This is a genomic window from Arachidicoccus rhizosphaerae, assembly GCF_900107765.1.
Lineage (GTDB): Bacteria > Bacteroidota > Bacteroidia > Chitinophagales > Chitinophagaceae > Arachidicoccus > Arachidicoccus rhizosphaerae.
Genome location: NZ_FNQY01000019.1, coordinates 76,759 through 83,327 on the forward strand (window position 1 = coordinate 76,759; position 6,569 = coordinate 83,327).

Sequence of the window (6,569 nt, forward strand, 5' to 3'; positions counted from 1 at the left end):
GTTAAAGCTTAATTGGCAATTTTTTTGGCTGATTTACCCCCATAAGGGGGGATTCCGGTTTTCAAAATTCAATAATAACCTTTATTTTTGCGCATCAATTAAAATTTATGGGTAGAATTTTTGAAGTAAGAAAGGCCACCATGTTTGCCAGGTGGGATAAGATGTCCAAGCAGTTTACGCGTATAGGCAAAGAAATCAACATTGCTGTCAAGGCAGGAGGTGGTAACCCAGAAACAAACGCAGCCCTCAGACGTTGTATGCAAAATGCAAAGAGCGTCAATATGCCTAAGGACAGGGTAGAGGCCGCCATTAAAAAAGCCCTGGGTAATGATACAGAAAATTACGAAGAACATTTATATGAAGGCTACGCGCCACACGGCGTAGCTATCCTGGTAGAAACAGCTACCAATAACAACACCCGGACCGTAGCCAATGTCCGTTCTCATTTTAATAAAGGAGGCGGTTCAATGGGCACGAATGGTTCTGTGAGTTTCCAGTTTAAAAAAATGGGGGTTTTCAAACTCAATCCGGAAGGATTAGATCCTGATGAACTGGAACTGGAACTCATTGATGCCGGTTTGGAAGAAATGGGAGATTCCGTTGATGATCATGAAAATCCGGTGCTCGTGCTTCGTTGTGCCTTCACTGATTTCGGGAACCTGCAAAAAGGCCTGGAGGATAAAAATATCACACCGCTTAGCGCAGAAACAGAATGGATTCCTACCGTTACCGTTCCTGTCTCAGATGAACAGGCCGAGGATGTCAGTAAATTAATTGACAGACTGGAACAGGATGACGATGTAAATAAGGTCTTTCATAATATGGGATAATTTTCCCTGCGAAAGCTATATACGGGCTGTTATACAAATGCAGGCCAAAAAGATGCGCCCTCTGATACCAAGTAGACTTAATGTATCAAAGGGCGCATCTTTTATTTAGACAGGCCGGGGGTAACGCCCCGGCAATGCCAATGGCTATTGATCCTTTTTAAGAATGGGTGCCAGGGTTTTCAGCTTGCCGTCAATTTTTAGATTGACCGGAATTTTTAATCCCAACAGCCTGGCTGCCATCGGGTAGACAGCAATATTCGGAAAATTTTTAATTTCCTGGTGCTGGTTGAACTTCGGTCCCCAGGCATAAAAAGTAGCCTGCATTTCTGGAAGCTGATTATCAAAACCATGAGCCCCTAATCCTTTTCTGCCACCAAAATAAAAGGAATAAGGCGGATAGGGTACCAGCAAAATATCACCGATTCTGCCATCTTTATTGTCCTTCGATCTGTAATGCCAGCGTTTGGGTGTTTTACTAGCCTTAAAAACTTTATAGTTTTGCGCATTGGTTTTTAATTCTTTATAAAGATTATTTAAACTTTTCTTCCCCTGCTCATCCTTGGCATAGATATGTGTCAAAGCACTTCCGCCTCTGATAAGATAATGGCTGGTATCTAGTTTTGGAACGCTTAAATATTTGGTTGTATCTAAATTGGCAAAACCATGGTCAGATAAAACGATGAAATTGACAGGCAGTCCGGTGGCCATGCAACTATCGTATAACTTTTCAATACTTTGATCAACATACTGGACCGCGGCCTGTGTTTCGGGCGAATCAACGCCGTGCATATGCTCCATATGATCTACTTCCGGAAAATAAAAAGTAATCAAATGAGGGCGTTTGTCCTGCGGCAACTCAAGCCAATTTTTTACTACACTTACTCTATGATCAATGGGAATCGTTTCATTATAATTATAATAATAAGTTGGACGAACGCCATCAATAGCCGCCTCAGTGCCTACCCAGTAAAAACTGGCAGTCAGCATGCCTGCTTTTTCGGCCAGTACCCAAAGGGGCTCTGCGCCATACCAGCTGCTATCCAATACTGCATTTTTGTCACCCACCTTATAACTGGCTTTTTTAACCGGGTCATAAAAGTAATTATCTACTATACCGTGATGGGAGGGATACATGCCTGTAATAATGGCATAATGGTTTGGAAAGGTCAGGCTGGGATAGCTGGGCTGCATAGATTGGGCCTTAACGCCCTGGGCACGCATTTTTTGCAAAAACCGGGCATTGTACTTATCTGCCAGATCCCACCTGAAACCATCTATAGAGATCATGACCAGATAAGGCTTCTGCTGCTGCGCCTTTAAGTTTACCCTGCCTGGAACAATTTGCTGACTGGTATCTACCTGGCTTTGTGCTACGGCTGATTGCCCTTGCATGCAAAACCATAGTCCGCACAACACCGCCCCCTTTATTAAATAGCCGCTTAATTTCATCATTGTTTATTATATTATTTATACGAAAAAGGCAACAACCCAACCCTGCGCCTTTGTGAAAAAAACTGAAAATTTCTAGTAACGTTACGCTGGGGCAAAGTTCTGCATTTTCCATTTATACCAAAATTAAATTAAAGATACCTGACTGATTGTTACCTGGATGTCCTATTTTTATTGAACGGTTGCCTTAAGTAGGTTTGCAACCGTACAGAAGATTACATTTAATTTCAATAATATATCTGATTATACATGAGGCAGGTGGCAAGGTTTGTTCAAATAATTTATGTACTCTATGCCATTGTCATGTTTTGCCTGCTGATGTTATTTGTGATACCATTTGCCCTTCTGACCACCGTAGTGAGTTATAAAAGAGGAGGCAATATTATCTATGGCGCCTGTAAGATCTGGGCTATCTGCTGGTACTTCTTATTAGGATTCCGGTATAAGGAAATACACGAGGGAACACATGATAAAAAAAAGGCTTATATATTTGTGGCTAACCACAGTTCCTATCTAGATATTCCACAGTTAATGCGGTCTATGCATCAGTCGGTCAGGGTGCTCGGTAAGGCGGAACTTTCAAAGGTACCCTTGTTCGGTATTATTTACCGGGCAGCCGTTATCTCTGTTGACCGGGCATCTGTCACGAGTAAAACGGCCAGCATGCGCCAATTGACCAAAAGATTAAAAGAGGGCATCTCCGTATTTATATTCCCTGAAGGGGGCTTTAATGAATTGAGGCTCCCCTTGAGTAAATTTTACGATGGTGCCTTCAAAATGGCAATCTCCACGCAGACTCCTATTCAACCGGTTTTATTTTTAGATACAGCTGCCAGAATACCGCCATCAAGCCTTTTTGGCATGACGCCTGGCAGATGCCTAACTGTATATTTGCCCGAAATTCCTGTTACGGATTTAACCGATAAGGATGCCGGTGCTTTAAAAGAAAAAGTTTTTTCAGAAATGGAAAAAGCTTTGATTAAATATAAAAAATAATCGTACCTTGTTAGCCGCATTTAGAACGTCCTGAACTGGATTATTTTTAAACAAAACAGAAGTTAGTATTACCATAGAAAATGCCCGCTATAACTTATAATATCATACCTATAAGTAGACCTAACGAGTGCCAGGCTGTAAAATGGTGTCTGTTATAATAGAATTACCGTTCAAGATTGCATTATGCAGGAAAATTGTTGTAGTAATAGTGGGAAGAATGTGTGCCGGGCAATTGATGCTGCATCTGGATTTTTTTAATACAAATTTTTAGCTATTTATCTGAGATCTCATTACTGAAAAGTCTCCAAAGATTTTTTGGTTTTTACGTGAGGTCCGGTAAATTGTCGACATTGGTAAAAATAATTTTTATGCCCTATTTGGGTATAAAAGTTGCATTAGGCCTGTTGGATAAAAACAGTAAGCGCACAGCAGTTAAATTGAATCTGACTTATGTGCAAAAAACAAACAGTTTTTTCAATGTAAATTTTGCATAAGTAAAATTTGTATTTTGAAAACAACAAATAAAAAAACAAAGATTAATTGGCTGAAAGTCGCATGAGGTCTGATTAAAGGGGATTTATCAATAATTTATTTGGAATGAATTTAATTAATATTCTATGCACAAAAAAATTAAAAATAAAAACTTTTTTTTTCAACATTATTGTGCCACTTTCGTACACAATTACGGGAATATAAAATGATGATTGTGCAGGTATTTCTGTAATCCTCTACCCCTTAAAATTGGTAATAACATATAAATACGTTTAAGTAACTATGAATAAAACGGCAGAATCTGTTTGGGCGAACTGTCTTGATATTATCAAGGATATTGTCGAATGGCAGCACTTTAAAACTTGGTTTGAGCCGATTGTTCCTATTGAGCTTAAAGGGAATGTATTACTGATACAGGTACCCAGCAACTTCTTTTATGAATATCTGGAACAGCATTATGTGACCTTACTGGCTAAGACCTTAAAAAGACAGCTGGGAAAGGACGCTAAATTAGAATACCGTATCATGATTGATAGCGGTAATACCAGCGGTAGGGGACATATGGATCTGGCTTCTACCCAAAGGAAGGCCGATGTATCCAATACACTGGATTTACCCATGAAAATTCATCGCAACAGTGATGTAAATCCATTTGCCATTCCAGGTATAAAAAAGATGCAGATTGATCCTCAGTTAAACAGTGAGGACACCTTTGATAAATTTGTAGAAGGAGATTGTAACAGAGTGGCCAGAAGAGCAGGTAAGACCGTTGCAGAAAAACCGGGCAATAACTCTTTTAATCCATTATTTATCTATGGCGGATCTGGTCTGGGTAAAACGCATCTGCTCCACGCTATAGGCAATGAGGTTAAAAGGTTACACCATAACAAAGTCGTATTATACGTAAGCAGCGAAAAATTTATCAACCAGTTTCAATACCACAGCCGCAATAATCAAATTAATGATTTTATTAATTTTTATCAGCTGGTAGATGTGCTGATGATTGATGATGTACAGTTTTTCAATCGTGCTGAAAAAAGCCAGGACGCGTTTTTTGCAATTTTCAACCATCTGCAGCAAAGTGGTAAACAACTCATTCTGACGTCTGATAAATCACCTAAAGACTTAGACGGTCTTCAAGATCGTTTATTGAGCAGATTCCGTTGGGGACTCAGCGCTGATATTCAGGTACCGGATTATGAAACTAGAATTGAGATATTTGAGCAGAAAATGAGAGACGAGGGCCTGGTCATGTCTCCGGATGTCGTTAAATACGTGGCCTACAATATCAATACCAATGTTCGGGAGCTCAGAGGCGCATTAATTTCTTTATTAGCCCAATCCTCTCTGAATAAAAGAGAAATTGATATAGAACTGGCTAAAAAGGTCTTAAGGAATATTATTAAGACCAGTAATAAGGAAGTGACCATTGATACCATACAAAGACTGGTTTGTGAATATTTTGATGTTCCTTATAATAGACTGCTGGAAAAAACCAGAAAAAGAGAAATTGTACAAGCCAGACAGATTACCATGTATCTGTCTAAGAACTTTACCAAAAACTCTCTGAAAACCATTGGCGAGCATTTTGGGGGCAGGGATCATACCACTGTTATTCATAGCTGTCAGACGGTCAAAGACCTGATGGATACGGATACCATTTTCAAAGAAAATGTCCTGGAGCTGACCCAAAAAGTCCAATTGGCATCCATGTAAAAATTTACCGAATAAAATTTGGAAATAACGATACCACGAATTACTTTTGCCTCCCATTCAACAGGAATGGTGTTCAGCAAAACCGGTGAGGTGGATGAGTGGCTGAAATCAGTAGTTTGCTAAACTGCCGTACGGGTTAAACTGTACCGCGGGTTCGAATCCCGCCCTCACCGCTGGTAATGCATCCAAATTGACTTAAAACCGTTTAAATTATATAATTTAGGCGGTTTTTTTATTTTTCCCAACCGAATTTATACCATTCTAATCCACCTTAAAAGGGAACAATTCGGTTACCAAATCATACCCCTAATTTTGGTAACCGAATGACACCGTAACTATTTGTAACACAAACTGATACAAGGATGATTAAGGCAGATCAAACGGATTCAAAAGAGATCAATTTGATTCACTTTTAAAACGAAAATGGTATGATTACAAATCAAAGCTTTTCTATCCTGATTTGGACAAAAAAAGGTAGAATAAAAAATGACAAGGTTCCTTTATCTCTTAGAATAACCATCAACGGTCGAAGAGCAGAAATTTCCACAAATCGATATGTAGAGTTTTCGCATTGGGACTCTAAAACCCAAAAGGTCATAGGTAGAAGTCCGCAGGCCAAGGAAATCAACAAGCATTTAGATGCAATGAAAAGTGCACTCTGAAGTGGACCCTATTCTTTAGACAGATTTCTTTGGGTTCTAAGAATAGAGGCAATAGGGATACCTCTTCTTGGTTAGGCGGTGACCTGGTGCAAATATACTTACATTTATGCTGCATGTTTATATAACTTGCTGGGACATGAATTATTAAGAGATTGGTGGGGCCTGTGATAATTGTAGAAACTCATATAGTTATCGATTTGATAGTGCAAAGTTCGACCGTCCTCACACGGGCTTAAGTATATACATTCGTATTTGATTGAACGCCATAGCCTTTCGATGAAGATGTTGTCAATTGCGCGCCCCCTGCTATCCATGCTGATTTTAATTTGTTTTGCTTTGAGAAGTTCAATATAAATGTCACTGGTAAACTGGCTGCCTTGATCACTGTTTATGATTTCTGGGGTACCATAAGTATCAATAGCCT

6 protein-coding genes and 1 tRNA gene are annotated in these 6,569 nt (G+C 39.4%); 5 read left to right on the plus strand and 2 right to left on the minus strand.

Annotated features, from left to right (window positions below; all coding sequences use genetic code 11):
* Nucleotides 1–107: 107 nt before the first annotated feature.
* Nucleotides 108–830 (plus strand): YebC/PmpR family DNA-binding transcriptional regulator, encoded by a 723-nt coding sequence (locus BLU80_RS14720; protein ID WP_091399968.1) that lies wholly within the window; start codon nucleotides 108–110, stop codon nucleotides 828–830.
* A 144-nt stretch (nucleotides 831–974) separates the two neighbouring features.
* Here the strand turns inward: BLU80_RS14720 and BLU80_RS14725 are convergent, their stop codons facing one another.
* A complete protein-coding gene (locus tag BLU80_RS14725) occupies nucleotides 975–2,282 on the minus strand; it encodes an alkaline phosphatase family protein (protein ID WP_244518949.1) in 1,308 nt (435 codons plus the stop codon).
* Nucleotides 2,283–2,528: 246 nt separating this feature from the next.
* On the opposite strand from BLU80_RS14725, the gene BLU80_RS14730 reads away from it, so the two are divergent.
* From BLU80_RS14730 to BLU80_RS14745, 4 genes are all read left to right on the plus strand, one after another.
* Nucleotides 2,529–3,275, plus strand: a complete 747-nt coding sequence (locus BLU80_RS14730) for a lysophospholipid acyltransferase family protein (protein ID WP_091399970.1) — start codon at nucleotides 2,529–2,531, stop codon at nucleotides 3,273–3,275.
* 774 nt (nucleotides 3,276–4,049) lie between these two features.
* Nucleotides 4,050–5,483: a chromosomal replication initiator protein DnaA gene (dnaA, locus tag BLU80_RS14735; RefSeq protein ID WP_091399973.1), complete on the plus strand. Its 1,434-nt coding sequence runs from the start codon at nucleotides 4,050–4,052 to the stop codon at nucleotides 5,481–5,483.
* Between the two features lie 84 nt (nucleotides 5,484–5,567).
* Nucleotides 5,568–5,656 (plus strand) — tRNA-Ser (locus BLU80_RS14740).
* Between the two features lie 255 nt (nucleotides 5,657–5,911).
* Nucleotides 5,912–6,145: an Arm DNA-binding domain-containing protein gene (locus BLU80_RS14745; protein WP_091399975.1), complete on the plus strand. Its 234-nt coding sequence runs from the start codon at nucleotides 5,912–5,914 to the stop codon at nucleotides 6,143–6,145.
* A gap of 104 nt (nucleotides 6,146–6,249) precedes the next feature.
* Here the strand turns inward: BLU80_RS14745 and BLU80_RS14750 are convergent.
* Nucleotides 6,250–6,569 (minus strand): integrase core domain-containing protein (locus tag BLU80_RS14750; protein WP_139188164.1); only part of this gene is annotated, 320 nt, incomplete at its 5' end.